Source organism: Leclercia sp. S52 (assembly GCF_039727615.1).
GTDB classification, from domain to species: domain Bacteria; phylum Pseudomonadota; class Gammaproteobacteria; order Enterobacterales; family Enterobacteriaceae; genus Enterobacter; species Enterobacter adecarboxylatus_B.
The window spans coordinates 140,272-161,984 of record NZ_CP152474.1 but is presented as its reverse complement, the minus strand read 5'-3'; the positions used below and the strand labels follow the sequence as shown (position 1 = coordinate 161,984).

The 21,713-nt window shown below is 58.1% G+C and carries 19 protein-coding genes and 2 pseudogenes; 10 read left to right on the top strand and 11 right to left on the bottom strand.

Going from position 1 to position 21,713, the window contains the following annotated elements; translation table 11 throughout:
• Positions 1-18: 18 nt before the first annotated feature.
• Positions 19-1,009 (top strand): annotated as a pseudogene (locus AAHB66_RS00765) (LysR family transcriptional regulator).
• Here AAHB66_RS00765 and aldB read toward each other — a convergent pair.
• Positions 979-2,518: pseudogene (aldB, locus tag AAHB66_RS00760) on the bottom strand (aldehyde dehydrogenase AldB). The pseudogenes AAHB66_RS00765 and aldB sit on opposite strands and share 31 nt — an antisense overlap.
• A 166-nt stretch (positions 2,519-2,684) precedes the next feature.
• Here aldB and AAHB66_RS00755 point away from each other — a divergent pair.
• Positions 2,685-3,572, top strand: a complete 888-nt coding sequence (locus tag AAHB66_RS00755) for an ROK family protein (RefSeq protein ID WP_347114877.1) — start codon at positions 2,685-2,687, stop codon at positions 3,570-3,572.
• Here the strand turns inward: AAHB66_RS00755 and selB are convergent.
• The 5 genes from selB to AAHB66_RS00730 form a co-directional block, all read right to left on the bottom strand.
• On the bottom strand, positions 3,569-5,425 hold the full coding sequence (selB, locus tag AAHB66_RS00750; protein WP_347114876.1) for a selenocysteine-specific translation elongation factor: 1,857 nt from the start codon (positions 5,423-5,425) through the stop codon (positions 3,569-3,571). The genes AAHB66_RS00755 and selB overlap by 4 nt on opposite strands.
• Positions 5,422-6,807: an L-seryl-tRNA(Sec) selenium transferase gene (gene selA / locus AAHB66_RS00745; protein WP_347114875.1), complete on the bottom strand. Its 1,386-nt coding sequence runs from the start codon at positions 6,805-6,807 to the stop codon at positions 5,422-5,424. The genes selB and selA overlap by 4 nt, the downstream gene beginning before the upstream one ends.
• Positions 6,808-6,910: 103 nt before the next feature.
• The gene (locus tag AAHB66_RS00740) at positions 6,911-7,519 is read right to left on the bottom strand and encodes a glutathione S-transferase (protein WP_347114874.1); all 609 of its coding nucleotides are present in this window, start codon (positions 7,517-7,519) and stop codon (positions 6,911-6,913) included.
• 93 nt (positions 7,520-7,612) lie between these two features.
• Positions 7,613-8,749: an HlyD family secretion protein gene (locus AAHB66_RS00735; protein ID WP_347114873.1), complete on the bottom strand. Its 1,137-nt coding sequence runs from the start codon at positions 8,747-8,749 to the stop codon at positions 7,613-7,615.
• Positions 8,750-8,751: 2 nt separating this feature from the next.
• The gene (locus AAHB66_RS00730) at positions 8,752-9,108 is read right to left on the bottom strand and encodes a DUF3302 domain-containing protein (protein ID WP_347114872.1); all 357 of its coding nucleotides are present in this window, start codon (positions 9,106-9,108) and stop codon (positions 8,752-8,754) included.
• 662 nt (positions 9,109-9,770) lie between these two features.
• Here AAHB66_RS00730 and AAHB66_RS00725 point away from each other — a divergent pair.
• The 8 genes from AAHB66_RS00725 (at position 9,771) to trmL (ending at position 18,432) form a co-directional block, all read left to right on the top strand.
• Complete coding sequence (locus AAHB66_RS00725) at positions 9,771-11,684, top strand: PTS mannitol transporter subunit IICBA (RefSeq protein WP_347114871.1); 1,914 nt, start codon at positions 9,771-9,773, stop codon at positions 11,682-11,684.
• Positions 11,685-11,780: 96 nt separating this feature from the next.
• Positions 11,781-12,929 (top strand): mannitol-1-phosphate 5-dehydrogenase, encoded by a 1,149-nt coding sequence (gene mtlD / locus AAHB66_RS00720; protein ID WP_347114870.1) that lies wholly within the window; start codon positions 11,781-11,783, stop codon positions 12,927-12,929.
• Complete coding sequence (gene mtlR / locus AAHB66_RS00715) at positions 12,926-13,516, top strand: mannitol operon repressor MtlR (RefSeq protein ID WP_142487755.1); 591 nt, start codon at positions 12,926-12,928, stop codon at positions 13,514-13,516. Before mtlD ends, mtlR begins: the two co-directional genes overlap by 4 nt.
• Before the next feature lie 59 nt (positions 13,517-13,575).
• A complete protein-coding gene (locus AAHB66_RS00710) occupies positions 13,576-13,938 on the top strand; it encodes a YibL family ribosome-associated protein (protein WP_347114869.1) in 363 nt (120 codons plus the stop codon).
• A 272-nt stretch (positions 13,939-14,210) separates the two neighbouring features.
• Positions 14,211-15,866, top strand: coding sequence for an L-lactate permease (gene lldP, locus AAHB66_RS00705; protein ID WP_347114868.1), 1,656 nt, complete (start codon positions 14,211-14,213; stop codon positions 15,864-15,866).
• The gene (lldR, locus tag AAHB66_RS00700; RefSeq protein ID WP_347114867.1) at positions 15,863-16,636 is read left to right on the top strand and encodes a transcriptional regulator LldR; all 774 of its coding nucleotides are present in this window, start codon (positions 15,863-15,865) and stop codon (positions 16,634-16,636) included. The genes lldP and lldR overlap by 4 nt, the downstream gene beginning before the upstream one ends.
• Positions 16,633-17,910 (top strand): FMN-dependent L-lactate dehydrogenase LldD, encoded by a 1,278-nt coding sequence (gene lldD / locus AAHB66_RS00695; protein ID WP_347114866.1) that lies wholly within the window; start codon positions 16,633-16,635, stop codon positions 17,908-17,910. Before lldR ends, lldD begins: the two co-directional genes overlap by 4 nt.
• Positions 17,911-17,958: 48 nt before the next feature.
• Positions 17,959-18,432 carry a tRNA (uridine(34)/cytosine(34)/5-carboxymethylaminomethyluridine(34)-2'-O)-methyltransferase TrmL gene (gene trmL, locus AAHB66_RS00690; protein WP_347114865.1) on the top strand — a complete coding sequence of 158 codons (474 nt, stop codon included), beginning with the start codon at positions 17,959-17,961 and terminating at the stop codon, positions 18,430-18,432.
• A gap of 39 nt (positions 18,433-18,471) precedes the next feature.
• Here the strand turns inward: trmL and cysE are convergent, their stop codons facing one another.
• The 5 genes from cysE to AAHB66_RS00665 form a co-directional block, all read right to left on the bottom strand.
• Entirely contained in the window at positions 18,472-19,290 is an 819-nt protein-coding gene (gene cysE / locus AAHB66_RS00685; protein ID WP_106995462.1) for a serine O-acetyltransferase, read from the bottom strand.
• Between the two features lie 78 nt (positions 19,291-19,368).
• Complete coding sequence (gene gpsA / locus AAHB66_RS00680) at positions 19,369-20,388, bottom strand: NAD(P)H-dependent glycerol-3-phosphate dehydrogenase (RefSeq protein WP_142487750.1); 1,020 nt, start codon at positions 20,386-20,388, stop codon at positions 19,369-19,371.
• Positions 20,388-20,855, bottom strand: coding sequence for a protein-export chaperone SecB (gene secB, locus AAHB66_RS00675; RefSeq protein WP_106995460.1), 468 nt, complete (start codon positions 20,853-20,855; stop codon positions 20,388-20,390). Before secB ends, gpsA begins: the two co-directional genes overlap by 1 nt.
• A gap of 33 nt (positions 20,856-20,888) precedes the next feature.
• Complete coding sequence (gene grxC, locus AAHB66_RS00670) at positions 20,889-21,140, bottom strand: glutaredoxin 3 (RefSeq protein WP_103177738.1); 252 nt, start codon at positions 21,138-21,140, stop codon at positions 20,889-20,891.
• 14 nt (positions 21,141-21,154) lie between these two features.
• Positions 21,155-21,586 carry a rhodanese-like domain-containing protein gene (locus AAHB66_RS00665; protein ID WP_347114864.1) on the bottom strand — a complete coding sequence of 144 codons (432 nt, stop codon included), beginning with the start codon at positions 21,584-21,586 and terminating at the stop codon, positions 21,155-21,157.
• Between the last annotated feature and the right edge of the window lie 127 nt (positions 21,587-21,713).

The following is a 21,713-nucleotide window of genomic DNA, read 5'->3' as shown; positions in this document are numbered from 1 at the left end:
ATAGATGGGCGTCAGGCAATGAACAAGCTGCAAATCAAACCGCGAGAATTAAAAATTATTTCCGTCATTGCCGCGACTCACAGCATTGGCGATGCGGCTGCATTGCTGGGAATGGCTCAGGCTAATGTCAGTAAATATCTTGCTGATTTCGAAACCCGCGTCGGCCTGAAGGTATTTGAGCGCACCACCCGCCACCTGGCGCTGACCCAGTTCGGTGAATCCTTGCTGCCGTTCATTGACGCATCGCTGGAAAAAAATGAGCAACTGATTAATTTTATTGCTGATTACAAACACGAAAAACGCGGCAAGGTCACCCTTTATGCCCCCCTCGGGTATCGTCACTTATCTGGCCCGCCACGTGATTCATGAGATCGAAAATATTGGCGATATCCGTATTAGCCTGAAAACCTACAACCTGGACCGGAACGAGTTTTTCGAAGGGGTCACCTTTCCCGACGATTGCGATATTTTAATTACCTATGCCCAACCAAAAGATGAAAGTCTGGTCGCCAGCACCTTAACAAAATATTCTGTTACTGCTTTCGCTACTCCTGAATATATTAAAAAGCACCCTATTAATCATCCTGACGATCTTATTAATCACTCCTGCATTCTTATCGACTCAATGATCATCGATGACGCCAACATCTGGCGTTTTCGCGTGAATAATAGCGAGCAGGTGCTCGATTATAAAGTCACGGGTAACTATATTTGCGACAACACCCAGACGGCGCTTGAGCTGGCGCGCAATCATCTGGGGATCGTCTTTGCGCCAAAAGAGAGTCTGCTGCGGGAAATCGAGCAGGGCTCAATGGTGCCCTGCTTCACCCATCAGGAGGAGTGGTGGCTGGATCTGGTGGCGATCTTCCGCAAACGTGACTATCAGCCGTGGCGAGTGCAGTTTGTGCTGGATGGCGTACTGAATACCCTGCGCAGGCAGATTGAGCAGGCCGCGCTGGGGCGGCCTGCTCTGGACAATCAGAACAGTCCCAGCGGTTTATCGGAGTAGCTGACCAGCAGGCATTTGGTCTGCTGGTAATGTTCCAGCATCATCTTGTGGGTTTCACGGCCAATACCCGACTGTTTGTATCCGCCAAACGCGGCATGCGCCGGGTAAGCATGATAGCAGTTGGTCCACACGCGTCCGGCCTGGATACCGCGCCCCATCTGATACGCCAGATTGCCGTTACGGCTCCAGACCCCCGCCCCCAGGCCATACTGCGAATCGTTGGCCAGCTCCAGCGCCTCCTCCATGGTTTTGAAGGTCGTCACCGCCAGCACCGGGCCGAAGATCTCCTCCTGGAAGACGCGCATGTTGTTTTTGCCGGACAGGATCGTCGGCTCGAGGTAATAACCCTCTTTCAGCTCACCGTCCAGCTGCTTGCGCCGCCCGCCGGTTAAGAGTTCGGCCCCCTCTTTCTTACCGATATCGATATAGTTGAGGATGGTCTCCAGCTGACCGTGCGACACCTGGGCCCCCATCTGGGTGACGCTGTCCAGCGGGTTGCCGCTGCGGATCGACTCCACGCGACGGATGGCGCGCTCCATAAAGCGCTCGTAGATCGACTCCTGCACCAGCGCCCGGCTTGGGCAGGTGCAGACTTCGCCCTGGTTAAACGCAAAGAGGGCAAACCCTTCCAGCGCCTTATCAAAGAAGGCATCCTCTTCGTCCATCACGTCGGCAAAGAAGATATTCGGCGATTTGCCGCCCAGCTCCAGCGTCACCGGAATGATGTTCTGGGTGGCGTACTGCATGATCTGCTGGCCCACTTCGGTAGAGCCGGTAAAGGCCACTTTGGCGATCCGTTTGGAGGTCGCCAGATATTCACCGATTTCGCCCCCGGCGCCGTTGACCACGTTCACCACCCCTGGCGGGAGCAGGTCGCCCACCACTTCCATCAGCAGCAGGATCGACAGCGGCGTTAAGCGCGCCGGTTTCAGTACCACGCAGTTCCCGGCTGCCAGCGCGGGCGCCATTTTCCAGGCGGCCATCAGCAGGGGAAAGTTCCACGGGATGATCTGCCCGACCACGCCCAGCGGCTCATGGAAGTGATAGGCGACGGTATCTTTGTCCACCTCGCTGATGCCCCCCCTCCTGGGCACGAATACAGGAGGCGAAATAGCGGAAGTGGTCGATCGCCAGCGGCACGTCGGCGGCCAGGGTTTCGCGGATCGGCTTCCCGTTATCCCAGGTCTCGGCCGTGGCCAGCAGCTCAAGGTTCTGCTCCATGCGATCGGCAATTTTAAACAGGATCGCCGCGCGATCCTGCACCGAGGTGTGGGCCCATTTGTCTTTGATCTTGTGGGCGGCATCCAGCGCCAGATCGATATCGCGCTTGCCGGAGCTGGCGATTTCGCACAGCGGCTGGCCGGTCACCGGGGTCAGGTTCTGGTAATACTCGCCGTCGGCCGGAGGAACCCAGTCGCCGCCGATAAAGTTGTCATAACGGGCTTTCAGTTTGAGGGGGAAACCATATTCGCCGGGCAGGATACGTGCTGAGGGAGGGTTATTCGTCATGACTGTCTCCTTGGGTGAAGTGTCCTTCAAAGGTAGACCGCGGCGGTGAAAATATCGCCAGCCGTCGCCTGCTTTGCGAGCCCCTTCACGCATTACCTTACTTTACGTTTGGTTTTCTGCCCTGAGCCATACTTAAAGCGCACAACTCTGGCAGAGGGATGGATAAATGCGGCTTTTTATCGGCTTCGACGTGGGCGGAACCCACATTAAACACGGCGTGATTGACGAGGACGGAAACGAACTCGCCACCGATCAATTTGATACGCCGGAGGATGAAGAGAGCTTTAAGCAGCGGTGGCGCGAGGTGGTCGAAGCGTACCAGAAAGAACATGAGATTACGGCGATCGGCGTGAGCATCCCCGGCCACATTAATACCCATACCGGCGACGCCGCAAAGGCGGGCGCGCTGGAGTACCTGGACAACGTCAACCTGTACGCGCTCTTCGCGGAGCTGACCGACCTGCCGCTGGTGGCCGACAATGACGCCAGCTGTGCCGCCCTCGGCGAACGCTGGCGCGGCGCCGGGCGGGACTATGAGAATTTTGTCTGCATGACCCTCGGCACCGGGATCGGCGGCGGCATTGTGCTGGGGGGCGATCTTTATCGCGGCTCGCACTACCGCGCCGGGGAATTCGGGGTCATCCCGGTCGGCAAACACGGCGAAGGGATGCATGAGGTGGCCTCTGCCAAAGGGCTGATGGAGACCTGCCGCCGGGCGCTGGGGGTGTCCGGAGAGGATATGCCGAAAGGCGAAGAGCTGTTCGAGCGAATGGAGAACGATCTGCACCTGCGCGAAGCCGTAGAGGAGTGGGCCCTGTTTCTGGCCCGCGGGGTCTATAGCGTCATCTCAATGTTCGACCCACAGGTGGTGCTGATCGGCGGCGGCATCAGCGAGCAGGAGAAAATCTATACGCTGCTCGACAAACACCTGCAAACCTTTGAAGAGTGGGACTCGCTGCAGGTGCCCATCCTGCCCTGCCAGCTGGGTAACCAAGCGGGCAGGCTGGGCGCCGTATGGCTGGCGAAACAGAAGTTCGCCAGCAAGAAGGATTAACGCTGCTGCCCCTCATCGGCAAAGAGCAGCGCATCCCGCAGGAGGTGATCGTTACCGCGGCGGCGGGTAAAGCCAATGCGGTTGAAGTACTCAAGGATCTGGATCGCCAGCTTACGCCCGACGTTCAGCCGGTCGCGGAAATCCGCCGCGCAGGTGGAGCCGCGCTCCTGGTCCAGCTCACGGATCAGGTTGGCAAAGGTGACAATCCGATCGTGGCGGTAATAACGATCTTTGACGATGGCGGTAATCAACCCCTGCTGCGCCGCATGCTTCAGCACCTGCCGCATGGTCTGCTCGTCGGTGGCGGTTTCACGGGCCAGGTCGCGCACCCACCAGGGTTCGTCGCCAAAGAGCGCGTCCGCTTTTTCCCAGACGGCCTGCTGCGCCGGGGTAAAGCCCGCTTTGTGATCCGGCAGGTGCAGCCAGCCGTGGTAGCTGTGCAGCTCCCCGCTCTCACGCATCCGCTCGATCAGCAGCAGGACCAGAGCCTCATCCTCCATCGGCAGGGCCATGCGCCGCAGGCGCTCGCGGCCCGGACCGGGTTCATCCTGATGCTGCTGATGATAGGTCGCCAGCACCTCCAGAATCTTACGCTGCCAGCGCGCCGCGACAGCGGTGTTTAACAGGCTGGAACCGGCCTGGATAAACTCAGGCTGTTGGGTCAACTGACGCAGCCCTTCCCTGCTAAGCTGGCGTGCCCAGCCGAACGCATCCAGGTTTACCGCCCCGCGCTCAAGATGCGCCAGCAGGGCGGCGCGGTCATCCGCAGCCGGTGCCAGCGTCGCCAGCCAGTGCAGGTACTCCGGCTTGCGCTTTCCGCGACGCGGCGGATTGAGAGTGACGACCCGCGCCCCGGCGAGGGTGACGCGGGCAGCGATATCGCGCAGCACCAGCCGATCGTTGTCGGCCAGCCACAGCGGGGTATCGAAGACCAATTCCGCCAGCGCCCCCTCCAGCAGCGAGACGCGGCCGGTGACGTGGCTGGCGGCATGGTGAATATGCAGCGGCTGCCACTGCGCCAGCGGCACATCGCCTTGCAGGGTGACTATCACACGCGTGGTCGGCTCCGGCGGCGCGTCGGCCAGCAGCCAGTCCCCGCGGTTCAGCTCCGCTTTTTCCGTGTCGCCCACCAGGTTCAGGGCAATGCGCTGTCCGGCGTGAGCCTGTTCAACAGGCTGGTTTTGCGCGTGCAGGCCACGGATACGCACCGGTTTGTTGACTCCGGTCAGCCACAGGCTGTCGCCTACCCGCACTTCGCCCGACAGCGCCGTACCGGTGACGACCAGACCGGCCCCTTTCACGGTAAAAGCGCGATCGATAGCCAGGCGGAAGCGGTGGTGATCCGCATGGGCGCGGGCCGGGAGCTGTTGCAGGTGATCGCGCAGGGCATCAATGCCCCGCCCCTCGGTGGCAACGGTGACAAACAGCGTCGCGTCGGCAAAGCCAAAGTCGCGCAGGGTGGCCAGCACTTCGTCGCGCACTGCCTCCACCCGGGCGTCGTCGACGCGATCGGCTTTGGTCAGGGCCACCGTTAGCTGCGGGTTACCGGTCAGCTGGAGGATCTGCAGGTGCTCGCGCGTCTGCGCCATCACCCCGTCATCGCAGGCCACCACCAGCAGGGCGTGGTCAATCCCACCGACACCGGCCAGCATGTTGGACAAAAACTTTTCGTGTCCCGGCACGTCGATAAATCCCAGCACCCGGCCATCCGGCTGGGGCCAGTAGGCATAACCCAGATCGATGGTCATGCCGCGCTTTTTCTCTTCCGGCAGGCGGTCGGCGTTGACGCCGGTGATCGCCTGCAGCAGGGTGGTTTTGCCGTGGTCAACATGCCCGGCGGTGGCAATAATCATTTCAACAACATCTCCAGAAACTGTGCTTCATCTTCCAGACAGCGTAAATCCAGCCACAGACGTCCGTCTTTTATCCGGCCAAGCACCGGCACCGGCAGGGATCGCCAGCGTAACGCCAGCGCCTCCAGCTGCGCACCGCGTCCGTCGCGCGGGGTAAAGGTCAGGGCCGCGCCCGGCAGGCGATCCACCGGCAGCGATCCACTGCCCGGCTGTGACAGGCAATCTTCCACGCGAACCTCAAAATCAGGGTAGTGCGGCGCGACCAGGGCCTGCAACCGCTCCCCCTGATGATGGATCGCGGCGGCGTCGCGGCTCAACAGGCGCAACGTCGGCAAGCGTTCGGCCAGCGTCTCCGGGTGGAGATAGAGGCGCAAGGTGGCCTCCAGCGCGGCGAGGGTCATTTTATCCGCGCGCAGGGCGCGTTTCAGTGGGTGCTGTTGCAATCTGGCAATCAGGTCGCGCTTGCCGACGATGATCCCGGCCTGCGGGCCGCCCAGCAGCTTGTCACCCGAGAAGCTCACCAGGCTGACGCCAGCGGCAATTAACGCCTGCGGCATCGGCTCTTTCGGCAGGCCATAGCGACTGAGATCCACCAGCGAACCGCTGCCCAGATCGACCACCACTGGCACGTCCCTCTCCTGCCCGATGCGCACCAGATCCGCCTCGTCAACGGCACGGGTGAAGCCTTCAATATGGTAATTGCTGGTATGCACCTTCATCAGCAGGGCGGTGTTGTCATTGATGGCCGCCGCGTAGTCCCGCTCGTGGGTACGGTTGGTGGTGCCCACTTCCCGCAGCTGGCACCCGGCCTGGGTCATTACGTCCGGGATGCGAAACGCCCCGCCGATCTCCACCAGCTCACCCCGGGAAACCACGACTTCTTTACCGCTGGCGGTGGCGGCCAGCATCAGCAGCACCGCCGCGGCATTGTTATTCACAATGCAGGCATCTTCCGCGCCGGTAAGCTGACACAGCAGCGCCGCCAGCGGCCGGTCGCGGTGGCCGCGTCCGGCGCCGTCGAGATCGTACTCCAGCGTGACCGGCATCTGCATCGCCTGAGTAACCGCGGCCACCGCCTCCCCGGCCAGCAGCGCGCGCCCGAGATTGGTGTGCAATACCGTGCCCGTCAGGTTGATGACCGGGCGCAGGCCCGGGGCGTTATCCCTCGCCAGCCGTTTTTCGGCCTCCTGCGCCCAGTCGTCGCACCAGCCCGGGAGGCAGTTGTCGGCGCGGATCCCGGCGCGGGCTTCGTCCTGCAACAGGCGTAAAGTCTCTACCGTTCGGCTGTGACCAAAGCGGGCAATAACGGAAGTAAGACGGGCATCGCGAAGCAGACGATCGGTCGCGGGAAGTTGGCTATAGAGAGCGTGCTGAGTAGTCATGAAAGCGCCTGACGGTTGGGTATCTTCCCCCCCTCCCGACGGGAGAGGGAGTCAATGTCAGGGCGATTGTACCGCGTCCGGCAAGGAAGTGTTATCGACGACATCAAGCCTTTGGCGGTTCGGTGCGGGCGAAGCTTTCGCGCTGGAACAGGGTTTCCGCCAGTTTGACCAGCAGCGGGCGATCCACGCACCAGCCCGGCGAGACGCGCCGGAAATTGAGATAGCCGATGGCGCAGGCAATGGCGATGGTCGCCAGGTTAACGCTGTCGGTGGCAATTTTCCCCTCGCGGATAAGCGCTTCACAGTGATCCAGGCTGCGAAGGATTTTCTCGCGCTGACGCAGCAGCTCGGTCTCCGACTGCTGTGCCGCCGGACGCGCCTGCTCGCGCACCGAGGCCAGGGCCGCATCCATGATCCCGTCCGCCAGCGCCTCGATTTGGCGGATAGCCAGCGCAGCTTTAGGTTCACGGGGGATCATCGCCGGGGCGATATCCAGCAGCTCGATATAGCTGGCAATGATGGGCGAGTCGAACCAGTACTCCCCGTCATCGGTCACCAGCGCCGGGACTTTCCCCAACGGATTGTACTGCGCGACACCGGTGTCAGCCTGATAGGGTTGTTCATTCACAAATTCAAAGGTAATGCCTTTCTCCAGCAGGAGAATGGAGATTTTACGCACGAAGGGACTGGTATAACTGCCGATGAGTTTCATTGCCTGCTCCTTTTCCGCCAACAAAAGGATAAGTATGGCCCAGGCAAGGAAAAAAGGCAGGCATTGCGTATCGCATGCCTGCCCTGGAAGGGATTAATGGTCGAGATAGAGGTAGTGCATCCAGCTGGTCATACGCAGCAGGACTTTACGCATCACCGAGACGTGCGCGAAGTGGTCGGAGTAAACCGCCACCTGGGCGTAGATACCGTCCGGCAGCGCGTCCACGTCGGCATTCGGATCCAGCTCGATGGTACCCAGCACGCCATCAGAACCCGGCACCATCGTCAGGGACTGCAGCGAACCCTGTGCCTGGTAGGAGCCGCCCGGCACCACCGGCAGAATGCTGGTCAGCTTACCAGGGAAGACCTGGCCTGGCAGCGCGCTGAACACCACTTCCGCTTCGTCACCCGGCTTCAGACGCAGAAGTGAGTTCTGGCGGAACTGGGCGACGATCATCCGTTTCTGCTCAGGAATAAACACCATCACCGGACGCAGCGGCAGCGAGGCGGCATAGGTTCCCGGGCGAATCAGCACCTGGGTGATGTAGCCGTCGCTTGGCGCCCGGACGATGGTCTGATCCAGGTTATAGGTGGCTTCGGCCAACTGGGCGCGCAGGGAGGCAATCTGCGACTGCTCACCGTTGACCATACTGTCTAACTGGCTCTGAATCTGCGTCTGTTCAGCAACGGAACCTTTCACCATGGCATCCTGTGCCAGATAGTTCTGGCGCGCGTTATCGATATCGCTTTCAGAGAACGGATTGACTTTCGCCTGACTGCCTTTCAGGTAACGCTGATAATCTTTATACAGCCGGTCACGCTCAGCGGACACCCGCGTGGTATTGGCAACGGCTTCTGAAAGCTGCGCCTTCAGATTGTCAATATTGTGCGTGGCTGTCACCAGGTCAGCCTGTAATCTGTCAACACGGGCTTTATACCTGCCCGGATCGATTTTAAATAACACTTCGCCCTTTTTAATAAGCTGGTTATTTTTATCGGTGACTTCACTGACGACACCCGTGACCTGCGGGGTAATAGGAATAGAAATAACCGCTTTCTGCGCCGTAAACGTATAAGGGTGGTTATAGTTCATTAATAAAATGAGACCGGCCACGAGAAATACCCCGCCCAGGGTCGCAGTCGCCAGCGTCCACTGGTTTACCGGAATACGAAATATTTTAAAGATGGCCCAGGCAAAGGCGACATAGGTCAATACGATCAACAGATCCATGATTATTGCTCCGACGTGTTCTTATCAGCCACGGGGGGCACCGCGGCCAGTTTTTGTTCCAGCTCGGCGACGCGCTTTGCCAGCGCATCAACGTCGGGGTTACGATCTGGCGGCTGAATATGGTTCTGCATCCCCCAGCCGCGCTCCGGCTGGTAGAGCGTGGCCCAGATCCACAGAAACGGCCAAATGGCATGCAGCGTAAACAGGCTTATCCACCCCGCCGTATGGATCGCATCGGCATGAGGATGGTTGCGCTTTTTGGCCATGTTATAAGGAATGTCATGAATCGCGATGATTCCGTAAAAAAGAACCACGAAGACAAAGATCAACACACCCAGCGCAAAATAGTTGAGAAACATATTTGCCTCATTAAAGAAATCTTAAACTCATTAAAATAATTAAATGGTAAGCAACCACATTAATTTACTGCTAAGTACACGGGCGTGTACTTATTATTTCATAAGAGCCGGGGAGTATGGTTTTTTCTTATATCTCCATGCAAGTTTAGAAGCGTGACAAAATATATCCTGAATAATAATAGACTTAAGTTTACAGTATGAGCTTAATCCAGCTTAGCACTTTTCGCCATACCATATTCCAGGAGTCTTTTTTTTAACGATTAATGTTGCTTACTTACATCCTGGCGTTGATCCGTAAAACAGATGTTGCCGTCGATCACATCCAGAGAATTCCGCATAAAAATTTTTTGTGGATTAGATCACACTCCCGAAACAAACCCGCAGCAACAAAATGTGATTAAATTCACACTTTATGGGCCAAACAGCCGTTTAAACGCACATTGTATTTTTTTTACACTTCAAATTTGTGACATACATCACTTCAATTCTGACCACACCCCCTACATTTACGTGACTCGGATCACACTATTTTTACCCGTCTGGACAGTTAAACAATTAAGTGCCAGATTTCACGCATCAGAACAGGGCTGGGCAACCTCTGCCACCGCATTAACAACAAACCTCGGGCTTAAGGCCTGCGTAAACAGAAGAAGGGGTGTTTTATGTCATCCGATTTCAAGATCAAAGTACAAAGCTTTGGTCGATTCCTTAGCAACATGGTGATGCCAAATATCGGCGCGTTTATCGCGTGGGGTATTATCACCGCGTTATTTATTCCGACAGGGTGGTTGCCTAACGAAACGCTGGCGAAACTTGTTGGCCCAATGATCACCTATCTGCTGCCGCTGCTCATCGGTTTTACCGGTGGTCGTCTGGTTGGCGGTGACCGCGGTGGCGTGGTCGGTGCGATCACCACCATGGGCGTGATCGTCGGTGCGGATATGCCGATGTTCCTCGGCGCAATGATTGCCGGCCCACTGGGCGGCTGGGCCATTAAGAAGTTCGACGTCTGGGTTGATGGCAAAATCAAATCCGGCTTCGAAATGCTGGTGAACAACTTCTCTGCCGGCATCATCGGGATGATCCTGGCCATTCTGGCGTTCCTCGGCATTGGCCCGGCAGTTGAAGTGCTCTCCAAAATTCTGGCGGCGGGCGTTAACTTCATGGTTGCCCACGACATGCTGCCGCTGGCGTCCATCTTTGTTGAACCGGCGAAAATCCTGTTCCTCAACAACGCCATCAACCACGGTATCTTCTCACCGCTGGGTATTCAGCAGTCTCACGACCTCGGCAAATCGATCTTCTTCCTGATTGAAGCTAACCCGGGTCCGGGTATGGGCGTCCTGCTGGCGTACATCTTCTTCGGACGCGGTAGCGCGAAACAGTCTGCTGGCGGTGCGGCGATCATCCACTTCCTGGGTGGTATCCACGAAATTTACTTCCCGTACGTGCTGATGAACCCACGTCTGATCCTCGCCGTTATCCTCGGCGGTATGACCGGCGTCTTCACCCTGAGCGTGCTGAACGGCGGTCTGGTTTCTCCGGCCTCTCCGGGTTCTATCCTGGCGGTACTGGCGATGACCCCGAAAGGTGCCTACTTCGCGAACCTGGCCGCTATCTTCGCTGCCATGGCCGTCTCCTTCGTGGTATCTGCCATCCTGCTGAAAACCAGCAAAGTGAAAGAAGAAGACGATATCGAAGCGGCTACCCGTCGTATGCAGGACATGAAATCCCAGTCTAAAGGTGTTGCTGCAACGCCGCTGACCGCGGGTGATGTCTCTAACGACCTGAGCCACGTACGTAAAATCATCGTTGCCTGCGACGCCGGTATGGGTTCCAGCGCCATGGGTGCGGGCGTCCTGCGTAAGAAAGTCGCTGATGCCGGTCTGTCACAGATTTCCGTAACTAACAGCGCCATTAACAGCCTGCCGCCGGATGTTGACCTGGTCATCACCCACCGCGACCTGACCGAGCGTGCGATGCGCCAGGTTCCGCAGGCGCAGCACATTTCGCTGACCAACTTCCTCGACAGCGGCCTGTACACTAACCTGACCGAACGTCTGGTGGCGGCACAGCGTCACGAAGACAACGAAGTGAAAGTGCGTACCAGCCTGCAGGACAGCTTCGACGAGAGCAACAGCCACCTGTTCCGTCTGGGTGCAGAGAACATCTTCCTTGGCCGTACCGCGAGCCACAAAGAAGAGGCGATCCGCTTTGCCGGTGAGCAGCTGGTGAAAGGCGGCTACGTGCAGCCAGAATATGTTGATGCAATGCTGGAACGTGAAAAACTGACCCCGACCTACCTGGGCGAATCCATTGCGGTGCCGCACGGTACGGTTGAAGCGAAAGATCGCGTTCTGAAAACCGGCGTGGTGTTCTGCCAGTACCCGGCAGGCGTGCGCTTCGGTGAAGAAGAGGACGATATTGCCCGTCTGGTGATTGGTATCGCGGCCCGTAACAATGAGCACATCCAGGTGATTACCAGCCTGACCAATGCTCTGGACGATGAGACCGTTATCGAACGTCTGGCAAACACCACCAGCGTTGAAGAAGTGCTGGCACTTCTTAACAAGTAAGTTCCAACTATTCCCTCTCCCTTTGGGAGAGGGTTAGGGTGAGGGAAAAGCCTCACCCCAGCCCTCTCGGGTCACAACATTGATGAAGGTAATACGATGAAAGCATTACATTTCGGCGCAGGTAATATCGGTCGTGGTTTTATCGGCAAACTGCTGGCAGACGCCGGCATTACGCTGACGTTCGCGGATGTGAATCAGACGGTACTGGATGCCCTGAATGCCCGTCATAGCTATCAGGTGCATGTGGTGGGGGAAAACGAGCAGGTCGAAACCGTGACCGGCGTGAACGCGGTCAGCAGCATTGGCGACGAGGTTATCGACCTGATAGCCAGCGTTGACCTGGTGACCACTGCGGTGGGTCCGGTGGTGCTGGAGCGTATCGCCCCGGCCATCGCCAAAGGGCTGGTAAAACGTAGGGCCCAGGGTAACGACACCCCACTGAACATCATCGCCTGTGAGAACATGGTGCGCGGCACCACCCAGCTGAAGGGCCATGTGATGGCCGCCGTGGCTGATGAAGATAAAGCCTGGGTTGAAGAACACGTGGGCTTTGTCGACTCCGCCGTGGACCGCATCGTTCCGCCATCTGCCTCCGCCACCCACGATCCGCTGGAAGTGACCGTGGAAACCTTCAGCGAGTGGATCGTCGACAAAACCCAGTTCAAAGGCGCACTGCCGGAGATCGCCGGGATGGAATTAACGGATAACCTGATGGCATTTGTCGAGCGTAAGCTCTTCACGCTGAACACCGGGCATGCTATAACCGCCTACCTCGGTAAATTAGCCGGTCATCAGACCATTCGTGACGCCATTCTCGATGAGAACGTTCGCGCCGTGGTAAAAGGTGCAATGGACGAGAGCGGCGCGGTACTGATTAAACGCTACGGTTTTGATGCCGATAAGCATGCGGCATATATTCAGAAAATCCTCGGTCGTTTTGAAAACCCGTATCTGAAAGATGACGTTGAGCGCGTGGGCCGTCAGCCGCTGCGTAAGCTGAGTGCGGGCGATCGTCTGATCAAGCCGCTGCTCGGCACGCTGGAATACGGTCTGCCGCACACCAGTCTGGTCAAAGGCATTGCCGCCGCGATGCACTACCGCAGCGAAGAAGATCCGCAGGCGCAGGAGCTGGCGCAGCTGATTGACGAGCAGGGTCCACAGGCCGCGCTGGCGCAGGTATCCGGTCTGGATGCCAATAGCGACGTGGTTCTGGAGGCGGTTAACGACTATAACGCAACCAAATGATGCAGGAACTGGCGCAGGTCATCCTGCGCCCGGAAGATAGATTGTCAGATATGCAGGCAATAATGGAACAAACCCAGGCCTTTGAAAACCGTGTGCTGGAGCGTCTGAATGCTGGCAAAACCGTTCGAAGTTTCCTGATATCCGCCGTCGAGTTATTAACCGAGGCGGTGAATATCCTGGTGCTTCAGGTGTTTCGCAAAGACGACTACGCGGTGAAATACGCAGTTGAACCGTTACTCGACGGCGACGGCCCCTTGGGCGATTTATCCGTGCGTCTGAAACTGATCTATGGCCTGGGCGTTATCAGCCGTCATGAGTATGAAGATGCCGAGCTGCTGATGGCGCTGCGTGAAGAGCTGAATCACGACGGCAACGAGTATGCGTTCACCGACGACGAGATCCTCGGCCCGCTGGGCGAGCTGCACTGCGTCACCGCCCTGCCCCCGACGCCGCATTTTGATACCAGCGACCCGGAGCTGTACGCGATGCAGAAGCAGCGTTACCAGCAGATTGTCCGCTCTACCATGGTCCTCTCCCTGACTGAGCTGATTTCCCGAATCAGCTTAAAAAAAGCGTTTCAGAAGTAAGCCTGCGCACATTGGTGTATCCTTCCCTGTAATCTCCCCTGTTTTTAGAGCTATTTGTGATGAAAGAAGTCGAAAAGAACGAAATTAAACGCCTGAGCGACCGCCTGGATCTGATCCGCCACCAGCAGGCCAGCCTCTCGCTGGTTGATGCCGCCGAGAAATACGCCGAGCTGGAAAAAGAGAAAGCGACGCTGGAAACCGAAATCGAGCGCCTGCGTGGCGTGAAAGATCAGAAGCTGAGCAAAGAAGCGCAGAAGCTGTCAAAACTGCCTTTCCGCCGTGCGATCACTAAAAAAGAACAGGCCGACATGGGCAAGCTGAAGAAAAGCGTGCGCGGCCTGGTGGTTGTCCACCCGATGACCGAGCTGGGCCGTGAAATGGGTCTGAAAGAGATGACGGGTTTCAGCAAGACTGAGTTCTGATGTTATTGCCGGGTGGCGCGACGCTTACCCGGCCTACCGCACTCCTCCGCTTCAAAATTGGCCCAACCAATTCCGCAACCAACCCTCCTCTGGTTCACATTTCCATAAACTTCGCTCACAAACACATTGCCGACCAATAACATTTGGTTAACCATTTGTTGTCATTAACCCTACATCACACTATTGGCAGGACCACTTTTACACTGAATGTGACGCCGAGATGAGCACAGACTCACCGCGCCGCAGAAGGTGCGGTCCTCGGGAGACCTGCAATGAGCCTCTGGCAACAAAACTACGATCCGGCAGGCAATATCTGGCTATCAAGCCTGATTGCCTCGCTGCCTATCCTGTTCTTCTTCTTTGCGCTGATTAAGCTCAAGCTGAAGGGATACCTTGCCGCGACGTACACCGTTGCCATCGCCCTGATGGTGGCGCTGTTCTTCTACAAAATGCCGGTGGATCGCGCCCTGGCCTCGGTCGTTTATGGCTTCTTCTATGGCCTGTGGCCGATTGCGTGGATCATCATTGCCGCAGTCTTCGTCTATAAAATCTCGGTGAAAACCGGGCAGTTCGACATTATTCGCTCGTCGATCCTCTCCATTACCCCGGACCAGCGCCTGCAGATGCTGATCGTTGGTTTCTCCTTCGGGGCATTCCTGGAAGGGGCGGCCGGATTCGGCGCACCGGTGGCGATCACCGCCGCGCTGCTGGTCGGGCTGGGCTTTAACCCGCTGTATGCCGCCGGTCTGTGTCTGATCGTTAACACCGCGCCGGTGGCGTTTGGCGCGATGGGCATTCCGATTCTGGTTGCCGGGCAGGTCACCGGTCTGGACAGCTTTGAGATCGGCCAGATGGTTGGCCGTCAGCTGCCATTCCTGACCATTATCGTGCTGTTCTGGATCATGGCGATTATGGACGGCTGGCGCGGCGTGAAGGAGACCTGGCCTGCGGTGATGGTGGCGGGAGGTTCGTTCGCTATCGCCCAGTACCTGAGCTCCAACTTCCTCGGCCCGGAACTGCCTGACATTATCTCATCCCTGGTCTCGCTGGTCTGTCTCACGCTGTTCCTCAGACGCTGGCAGCCGGTGCGGATCTTCCGCTTTGCCGATATGGGTGCCTCCCAGGTTGATATGACCCTGGCCCGCACCCGCTACACCCCGGGACAGATTGTGCGCGCCTGGTCGCCGTTCCTGTTCCTCACCGCTACGGTAACCCTGTGGAGCGTGCCGCCGTTCAAAGCCCTGTTTGCGCCGAACGGTGCGCTGTACGACATGGTGGTCAATATCTCCGTGCCGTTCCTCGACAAGATGGTCGCCCGCATGCCGCCGGTTGTTCATGACGCCACGCCGTATGCGGCAGTGTTCAAGTTCGACTGGTTCTCCGCAACCGGCACCGCCATTCTGTTTGCCGCTATCCTTTCCGTGGTATGGCTGCGCATGAAGCCTGCAGCGACGGTACAGACGTTTGCAGCTACGATTAAAGAGCTGATGCTGCCGATCTACTCCATCGGTATGGTACTGGCCTTCGCGTTTATCTCGAACTACTCCGGCCTGTCGTCAACGCTGGCCCTGGCTCTGGCCCATACCGGCCACGCGTTTACCTTCTTCTCGCCGTTCCTCGGCTGGCTGGGAGTCTTCCTGACCGGGTCAGATACCTCGTCGAACGCCCTGTTTGCTGCCCTGCAGGCCACGGCCGCCCAGCAGATTGGCGTCTCGGACGTGCTGCTGGTCGCGGCGAACACCACCGGTGGCGTAACCGGGAAGATGATCTCGCCGCAGTCCATCGCCATCGCCTGTGCGGCAGTTGGTCTGGTGGGCAAAGAGTCGGATCTGTTCCGCTTTACCGTGAAGCACAGCCTGATATTCACCTGCATGGTGGGGGTGATCACCACCCTGCAGGCCTACGTCTTAACCTGGATGATCCCATGATAGTGATGCCCAGACGCCTGTCCGACGAGATTGCCTCTCGCGTACGGGCGCTGATTGAAGAACAGCAGCTGGAGGCGGGCATGAAGCTGCCCGCCGAGCGCCAGCTTGCCGCCCAGCTTGGCGTTTCGCGTAACTCGCTGCGCGAAGCCTTAGCGACCCTGGTCAGCGAAGGGGTACTGCTGAGCCGTCGCGGCGGCGGGACCTTTGTGCGCTGGCAGCATGAGGAGTGGTCAGAACAGGCGATTGTCCAGCCGCTGAAAACCCTGATGGCCAACGACCCGGACTACAGCTTCGATATTCTCGAGGCGCGTCACGCCATCGAAGCCAGCACCGCCTGGCATGCCGCCATGCGCGCCACACCGGCCGATAAAGAGAAGCTGAAGGCCTGTTTTGAGGCGACCCACAGCAGCGATCCGGATATCGCCTCGCAGGCCGACGTGCGTTTTCATCTGGCGATTGCTGAAGCCTCGCACAACGTGGTGCTGCTCCAGACCATGCGCGGGTTCTTCGATCTGCTGCAAACTTCGGTCAAGCAGAGCCGCCAGCGGATGTATCAGGTCCCCCCGGTGTTTGCGCAGCTGACCGAGCAGCACCAGGCCGTTCTGGATGCCATTCTGGCCGGGGATGCCGAAGCCGCTCGCCAGGCGATGATGGCGCATCTGGGCTTCGTGCATACCACCATTAAACGATTCGATGAAGATCAGGCCCGACAGGCGCGCATTACCCGTCTGCCTGGCGACAACGACATTTCCAGGGAGAACAAAGCATGATCATTTCAGCCGCCAGTGACTACCGCGCCGCCGCGCAGCGCATCCTGCCCCCGTTCCTGTTCCACTATATCGACGGCGGGGCTTACTCCGAGTACACCCTGCGCCGCAACGTGGAAGATCTCTCCCAGGTGGCCCTGCGCCAGCGCGTGCTGAAGAATATGTCCGACCTGAGCCTTGAGACGAAGCTGTTCAACGAAACGCTCTCCATGCCGGTGGCCCTCGCCCCTGTCGGCCTGTGCGGCATGTATGCCCGCCGGGGTGAAGTGCAGGCCGCAGCGGCCGCCGATGCCAAAGGCATTCCCTTTACGCTTTCCACCGTCTCGGTCTGCCCGATTGAAGAGGTCGCCCCGACCATCAAGCGTCCGATGTGGTTCCAGCTATACGTCCTGCGCGATCGCGGCTTTATGCGTAATGCCCTGGAGCGCGCCAAAGCGGCGGGCTGCTCCACCCTGGTCTTTACAGTGGATATGCCGACCCCCGGCGCACGCTATCGCGATGCGCACTCCGGGATGAGCGGTGCCAATGCGGCGATGCGCCGCTACTGGCAGGCGGTGACCCATCCCCAGTGGGCGTGGGATGTGGGGCTCAACGGTCGCCCGCACGATCTGGGGAATATCTCTGCCTATCTGGGTAAACCGACGGGGCTGGAAGACTACATTGGCTGGCTGGCGAATAACTTCGATCCGTCGATCTCGTGGAAAGACCTGGAGTGGATCCGTGAGTTCTGGGATGGCCCGATGGTGATCAAGGGGATCCTCGATGCGGAAGATGCCCGCGATGCGGTGCGTTTTGGTGCCGATGGCATTGTGGTGTCGAACCACGGCGGTCGCCAGCTGGACGGGGTACTCTCCTCTGCCCGCGCCCTGCCCGCCATTGCCGATGCGGTTAAAGGCGATATTGCGATTCTGGCAGACTCCGGGATCCGCAACGGTCTGGACGTGGTGCGTATGATTGCCCTGGGTGCTGATACCGTTCTGCTGGGCCGGGCGTATCTCTACGCCCTGGCGACCCACGGCCAGGCGGGCGTGGCGAACCTGCTCAATCTGATCGAAAAAGAGATGAAGGTGGCGATGACCCTCACCGGGGCGAAATCCATCCCTGAGATCAGCAAAGAGATGCTGGTGCAGGAGCTGAGTAAGATCCCTGCCGGGCTGGCACCGCTGGCGCAGGGGGGACGCGGCGTAGATTGGTGCAGTCTGATCCCCTCACCCCGGCCCTCTCCCAACGGGAGAGGGAGAAAAAGAAAGTCCCCTCTCCCTCTGGGAGAGGGTTAGGGTGAGGGAAAAATTCTGCTATTCTGCCCGCGAAATTAAGGGGGCAGCATGCTTAACATCGTATTATTCGAACCAGAAATTCCACCTAATACCGGCAACATCATCCGCCTGTGCGCGAATACCGGTTTTCGTCTGCATATCATTGAGCCGATGGGCTTTACGTGGGACGACAAGCGCCTGCGCCGCGCCGGGCTGGACTATCACGAATTCACCGCCGTGGTACGCCATAAGGATCAGGCCGCGTTTATGGAAACGGAAAAGCCGGAACGGATCTTTGCCCTGACCACCAAAGGTACGCCTGCGCACAGCGCGGTGAGCTATCAGGAGGGGGATTATCTGCTGTTTGGCCCGGAAACGCGCGGCCTGCCGGCCACCATTCTTGATGCCCTGCCTGCCGAACAAAAAATCCGTATTCCGATGATGCCGGACAGCCGCAGCATGAACCTGTCAAATGCGGTGTCGGTGGTAGTGTATGAAGCCTGGCGCCAGCTGGGGTATGCGGGCGCGGTGCTGCGCCGTTGATTGCTTGCCGGGTGGCGCTTCGCTTACCCTGCCTACAGGTTAAATTCCGTCGCCATACTCAAAGGTATGGTGGCCGTTGAAGAACTGATCCATATCCATCGCCGGTTTATCGCTGTCCGGCCTGCCGACGATACGCGCCGGAACGCCTGCGGCGGTGGTATGCGGCGGCACAGGTTGCAGCACCACCGAACCGGCGCCGATTTTCGCGCCGCGTCCGACTTCGATATTGCCAAGGATCTTCGCGCCTGCGCCAATCATCACCCCTTCACGGATTTTCGGGTGGCGATCGCCGCTGGTTTTCCCGGTCCCGCCGAGAGTGACGGACTGCAGGATCGAGACGTCGTTTTCAATCACCGCTGTTTCACCCACCACAATACCGGTGGCGTGGTCGAGCATGATCCCGCGGCCAATCTTCGCCGCCGGGTGGATATCCACCTGGAAGCTCACAGAGACCTGATTTTGCAGGAAGATCGCCAGCGCGCGGCGGCCTTCGTTCCACAGCCAGTGGCCGATACGGTAGGACTGCAGAGCGTGGAAACCTTTCAGATAGAGCAGCGGCGTGGAGTATTTGTCCACCGCCGGGTCGCGATTGCGTACCGCCTGAATATCATACGCGGCAGAGGCGATCATCTCCGGGTCGGCCGCATAGGCCTCTTCCACCACCTCGCGAATGGCGATGGCCGGCATGATCGGGGAAGCCAGTTTGTTGGCGAGCATATAGCTCAGGGCGCTGCCGAGATTTTCGTGCTTGAGTAGCGTCGCATGGTAGAAACTGGCGAGCATCGGCTCACAGTCGGCCAGAGCCCGGGCTTCGGCTTTAATATTGTTCCAGACGATATCCAGTTCTTCACACGGCATTGCTTACTCCAGACGTAATGTAATGACCGGCCAGTTCTTTGCCGGCCGGGTCATTCAGGTGATAACGCTTTCCTGCAGTTAACTGCTGCTACGCTCGTCCTTGCGTGCGCGACCTAATAAGGTCAATGCTGCCTCGCGCGCATTTTTTCCGCAATACAATACCTGATAAATTTCCTCGGTTATTGGCATTTCGACACCAAAGCGGTGTGCCAACTCGCGGACTTCCTTAGTATTGCGGTAGCCTTCCACCACCTGACCGATCTTCTCCTGCGCGCCGATCACGTCCATGCCCTGGCCGAGCATCATGCCAAAACGACGGTTGCGCGACTGGTTGTCGGTACAGGTCAGGACCAGGTCGCCTAAGCCTGCCATCCCCATAAAGGTGGCCGGATCGGCACCGAGCGCTGCGCCCAGACGGGACATTTCGGTCAGCCCGCGGGTGATCAGCGCCGTACGTGCGTTCGCGCCAAAGCCGATACCGTCGGACATGCCTGCACCAATCGCGATAACGTTCTTCACCGCGCCGCCAAGCTGAACGCCGATAAAATCAGGGTTGCTGTAGACGCGGAAGCTTTTACCGCAGTGCAGAAGCTGCTGCAGATCGTCGGCGAAGGTTTCATCGGTCGAGGCCAGCGAGATGGCCGTTGGCAGCCCTGCCGCCAGCTCTTTCGCAAAGGTCGGGCCGGAGATCACCGCCAGCGGAATGGCATCACCCAGCGCTTCGCGGGCAACGTCCTGCAGCAGGCGGCCGGTCTCGGCTTCCAGCCCTTTGGTCGCCCAGACCACGCGCGCATCATCACGCATCAGCGGTTTAATCTGTCGCAGCACCTGGCCAAACACGTGGCTCGGCACAACGATCAGAATATTGCGGCTCGCGGCCAGCGCGGTCGCCAGGTCGCTTTCAAGATGCAGTGAGTCAGGGAAAGGCACATCGGGGAGGAACGCAACGTTGCAGCGATCCGCTTGCAGCGTCGCGATATGTTTTGGATCGTGGCCCCAGAGAACCACTTCGTGACCATTTCTTGCCAGCGTGATAGCAAGAGCGGTGCCGTAAGAGCCGGCACCGATCACAGTCATTGACGCATTGACAGTACTCATCAGGCATCCTGATGTTGTTCAGTACCTTCGCCAGCTTGCTGCTGCAGATAGTTCATGAACAGCGCATCGAAGTTCACCGGCGCAAGGTTCAGTTGCGGGAACGTACCACGGGAAACCAGGCTGGTGATGCATTCGCGGGCATACGGGAACAGGATGTTCGGGCAGTATGCACCCAGGCAATGCGCCATCTGATTACCTTCGATGCCGCCGATGGAGAAGATGCCGCCCTGCTGTACTTCGCACAGGAACGCAGTCTCTTCGCCCAGAGAGGCGGTTACGGTAACACGCAGTACGACTTCATACACATCATCCGCCAGCTGGGTGGATGCGGTATCCAGATCAAGTTTAACCTCTGGCTGCCAGTCTTTCTGGAAAACATGCGGCGCATTTGGTGCTTCGTAGGAGACGTCTTTGGTGTAAATGCGCTGGATCTGGAAAGTCATCTCGGTGTTGTTTTGTTCTGACATGGAAATACCCTTTTTTTATTGTCCTAAAACGCCTTAGCGCAGCAGGGGATCGAGTCCACCACGCGCGTCAAGCGCATACAAGTCATCACAGCCGCCAATGTGCTGCGCATCGATAAAAATCTGCGGAACCGTCGTACGGCCACTACGTTTAATCATCTCTTCGCGCTTCGCGGCGTCGCCATCAATAGGCAGTTCCTGGAAGGTAACGCCTTTGCTGTCCAGCAGCGCTTTCGCACGATGGCAGAACGGGCAGGTCGCTTTGGTGTAGATCTCGATATTGGCCATGACTTGACTCCTGTTTATTTACCGCGAACCAGAGGCAGATTCTCGCCGCTCCAGCCAGAGATGCCGTCTTTCAGGACAGTGACGTTTGCAAAGCCTGCTTTGACGAGGGTATTTGCGGGCTCCTGAGCCTGCATACCGGTGCCATCAACGACAATAACGGGTTTATCTTTATGCTTTTCCAGTTCGCCAAGGTTATTGGCTTTGATTTCGGTCGGCAGCAGGTTAATTGCGCCTGCAATATGGCCTTTACGGAAATCGTCACGCTGACGCAGATCGACAACCACTGCCTCTTCTTTATTGATAAGGCGCGTGGCTTCGCCGCGGGTGATCACCTTCACTTTAGAGGTGAGGCCTTTGAACGTGGTGAAAAGTACGGCTGCCAGTAGACCAATCCACGCGATACAAAGTATGGGGTGGCGGCTGACAAATTGCATAATTTCTTGCATGGGGGGTAACGACTCCCGACTAAGTGAATAAAAAACCAGGACAGGAGTATACCTGTGCGTTGTGGCAAATACAGCCAGCGACAATAAGCTAATCCATTTTCTGCGTGCTGCCACGAAAAAAAAGACC

Excerpts from the sequence above, each read along its gene's own strand:
- AAHB66_RS00755 (WP_347114877.1), top strand. The coding sequence starts at position 2,685 with ATGCGGCTTTTTATCGGCTTCGACGTGGGCGGAACCCACATTAAACAC.
- selB (WP_347114876.1), bottom strand. The coding sequence starts at position 5,425 with ATGATTATTGCCACCGCCGGGCATGTTGACCACGGCAAAACCACCCTG.
- selA (WP_347114875.1), bottom strand. The coding sequence starts at position 6,807 with ATGACTACTCAGCACGCTCTCTATAGCCAACTTCCCGCGACCGATCGT.
- AAHB66_RS00740 (WP_347114874.1), bottom strand. The coding sequence starts at position 7,519 with ATGAAACTCATCGGCAGTTATACCAGTCCCTTCGTGCGTAAAATCTCC.
- AAHB66_RS00735 (WP_347114873.1), bottom strand. The coding sequence starts at position 8,749 with ATGGATCTGTTGATCGTATTGACCTATGTCGCCTTTGCCTGGGCCATC.
- AAHB66_RS00730 (WP_347114872.1), bottom strand. The coding sequence starts at position 9,108 with ATGTTTCTCAACTATTTTGCGCTGGGTGTGTTGATCTTTGTCTTCGTG.
- AAHB66_RS00725 (WP_347114871.1), top strand. The coding sequence starts at position 9,771 with ATGTCATCCGATTTCAAGATCAAAGTACAAAGCTTTGGTCGATTCCTT.
- mtlD (WP_347114870.1), top strand. The coding sequence starts at position 11,781 with ATGAAAGCATTACATTTCGGCGCAGGTAATATCGGTCGTGGTTTTATC.
- mtlR (WP_142487755.1), top strand. The coding sequence starts at position 12,926 with ATGATGCAGGAACTGGCGCAGGTCATCCTGCGCCCGGAAGATAGATTG.
- AAHB66_RS00710 (WP_347114869.1), top strand. The coding sequence starts at position 13,576 with ATGAAAGAAGTCGAAAAGAACGAAATTAAACGCCTGAGCGACCGCCTG.
- lldP (WP_347114868.1), top strand. The coding sequence starts at position 14,211 with ATGAGCCTCTGGCAACAAAACTACGATCCGGCAGGCAATATCTGGCTA.
- lldR (WP_347114867.1), top strand. The coding sequence starts at position 15,863 with ATGATAGTGATGCCCAGACGCCTGTCCGACGAGATTGCCTCTCGCGTA.
- lldD (WP_347114866.1), top strand. The coding sequence starts at position 16,633 with ATGATCATTTCAGCCGCCAGTGACTACCGCGCCGCCGCGCAGCGCATC.
- trmL (WP_347114865.1), top strand. The coding sequence starts at position 17,959 with ATGCTTAACATCGTATTATTCGAACCAGAAATTCCACCTAATACCGGC.
- cysE (WP_106995462.1), bottom strand. The coding sequence starts at position 19,290 with ATGCCGTGTGAAGAACTGGATATCGTCTGGAACAATATTAAAGCCGAA.
- gpsA (WP_142487750.1), bottom strand. The coding sequence starts at position 20,388 with ATGAGTACTGTCAATGCGTCAATGACTGTGATCGGTGCCGGCTCTTAC.
- secB (WP_106995460.1), bottom strand. The coding sequence starts at position 20,855 with ATGTCAGAACAAAACAACACCGAGATGACTTTCCAGATCCAGCGCATT.
- grxC (WP_103177738.1), bottom strand. The coding sequence starts at position 21,140 with ATGGCCAATATCGAGATCTACACCAAAGCGACCTGCCCGTTCTGCCAT.
- AAHB66_RS00665 (WP_347114864.1), bottom strand. The coding sequence starts at position 21,586 with ATGCAAGAAATTATGCAATTTGTCAGCCGCCACCCCATACTTTGTATC.